At 65.6% G+C, this 2,218-nt stretch carries 2 protein-coding genes; one reads left to right on the top strand and one right to left on the bottom strand.

Features of this window, described 5'->3' with window-relative positions:
* The coding region (locus ACIPIA_RS14650) for a cache domain-containing protein (protein WP_400510604.1) at nucleotides 1-690 on the bottom strand (690 nt) is incomplete at its 3' end.
* A gap of 218 nt (nucleotides 691-908) precedes the next feature.
* On the opposite strand from ACIPIA_RS14650, the gene ACIPIA_RS14645 reads away from it, so the two are divergent.
* On the top strand, nucleotides 909-2,218 hold a 1,310-nt coding region (locus tag ACIPIA_RS14645; protein WP_400510603.1), incomplete at its 3' end, for a dicarboxylate/amino acid:cation symporter.

The following is a 2,218-nucleotide window of genomic DNA, read 5'->3' as shown; positions in this document are numbered from 1 at the left end:
GATTGCCGTAGCGGTTGCCGGATCGAGCGGGGACTCGACCCGGAAGCGCCAGTCCTCAATGGTGGAGAGCAGCACGACACCGCGCCGGTCGACGACATAGCTCTGGCCGCCGAGCGCCCGCCAATCCGCCTCGACCCGGTCGAACTCGACCTTGACGACGATCACGCCGAGACTCTTGCCGGCTTCCTCGATCCGGCGGGTGATGTAGAGGCCGGGGCGCTGGCTGACCGTGCCGAGCGCGAACTGTTCGGCCGTTCCGTCGGCGACCGCCCCCTTGAAATAATCGCGGAAGGCGTAGTCGTTGCCGACGAAGCTGGTGGGCTCGTTCCAGTTGCTGGCCGCGATTGCGATCCCGTCTGGTCCGAGAAGATAGATTACCGCCGTTCGCGCTTCGCGCGCGATCGCCTCCAGCTTGAGATCGAGCCCGTGGCGGCTGCCTCCGGCCAGCGCCTGCCGGACGTCCGGGTCACGCGCCAGGATGACCGGCAGGGCGCGCTGCTTTTCGAGCTCGCCGCGCAGGACCGCGAGCGCGAGCGTCCCGGCATCCTCGGCGCGCGCCTGCGTGCCGGCGATGGCACGGCTGCGGCCGATTTCGCCCGTGACGAAGAGCGAAGCGATCGCGATCGCCGCGGCGGCCAGTCCGAAGACCAGCCATGTCAGCCTGACGGTACCCTTCCGCGGGTCGAACAAGGGGGAGCCCATATCCTGTCGTTGTGCGGATTTCCGCACAAATCAAGAGGGCCCTGTGCGGTCATTCGCCAGATCGTGCTGCCGCGCTTCGCGGTCTTTCCACGCAAGTATATGATTTTGTTTACTTCTGCGAAGCCTGGGCGGTTGGCATGCGGGTTGCGAACGGGGGGCAGCGGTTCGAACAAAACCAAGATCACCGCCGACCCAAGGAGCAGACCATGGCGACCACGCTCGACGTCGCGCCGGCCCAGCCGTCGCGTCCCCGGAAGTTCTATCAACATCTCTACGTGCAGGTGCTGTTCGCCATCGCGGCGGGGATCCTGCTCGGCCATTTCTGGCCGGAGCAGGGCACGGCGATGAAGCCGCTCGGCGATTCCTTCATCAAGCTGGTGAAGATGATCATCGCGCCGGTAATCTTCCTGACGGTCTCGACCGGGATCGCGGGCATGTCCGACATGAAAAAGGTCGGGCGCGTCGCTGGCAAGGCGATGATCTACTTCCTCTGCTTCTCGACGCTGGCGCTGATCGTCGGCCTCATCGTCGGCAATCTCGTTCAGCCGGGCACGGGCCTGCACATCAGCCCTGCGAGCCTCGATGCCAAGGCGGTGCAGGGCTATGCGGCGAAGGCGCATGATTCCAGCGTCGTCGGCTTCCTGCAGAACATCATCCCCGACACGATCGTCGGCGCCTTTGCTTCCGGCGACATCCTGCAGGTGCTGTTCTTCTCCGTCCTGTTCGGTCTCTCGCTGGCCATGGTGGGCGAGCGCGGCAAGCCGGTGCTCGACTTCCTGCAGGCGCTCACGGCGCCGATCTTCAAGCTGGTCTCGATCCTGATGAAGGCGGCCCCGATCGGCGCCTTCGGCGCGATGGCCTTCACCATTGGCCGCTACGGTATCGGCTCCGTCGCCAATCTCGCGATGCTGATCGCGACCTTCTACATCACGGCCGCGATCTTCGTGCTCGTCGTGCTCGGCGCGGTCGCCCGCTACAACGGCTTCTCGATCTTCGCGCTGATCCGCTACATCAAGGAGGAAATCCTCCTGGTCGTCGGCACCTCGTCCTCGGAGGCGGCGCTGCCGAGCCTGATGGAGAAGATGGAGGCGGCCGGCTGCAAGCGCTCCGTCGTCGGCCTGGTGATTCCGACCGGCTATTCCTTCAACCTCGACGGCACCAACATCTACATGACCCTGGCGGCGCTGTTCATCGCGCAGGCAATGGACATCCATCTGCCGCTTGCCGACCAGATCCTGCTGCTGCTCGTCGCGATGCTGAGTTCGAAGGGCGCCGCCGGCATCACCGGCGCAGGCTTCATCACGCTGGCGGCGACGCTCTCGGTCGTTCCCGCCGTTCCGGTCGCCGGCATGGCGCTGATCCTCGGCATCGACCGCTTCATGTCGGAATGTCGCGCGGTGACCAACTTCATCGGCAACGCCGTCGCGACGATCGTCGTGGCGCGCTGGGAGGGCGAGCTCGACCAGGATCAGTTGCAGGCCGCGCTCAGCGGGCATTCGCCGCTGGTGGTCGACGG

This window comes from Allobosea sp. CER48, from assembly GCF_044752385.1.
Classification (GTDB): Bacteria; Pseudomonadota; Alphaproteobacteria; order Rhizobiales; family Beijerinckiaceae; genus Allobosea.
The sequence above is the reverse complement of the archived record's forward strand: the minus strand, read 5'-3'. Positions and strand labels throughout refer to the sequence as shown.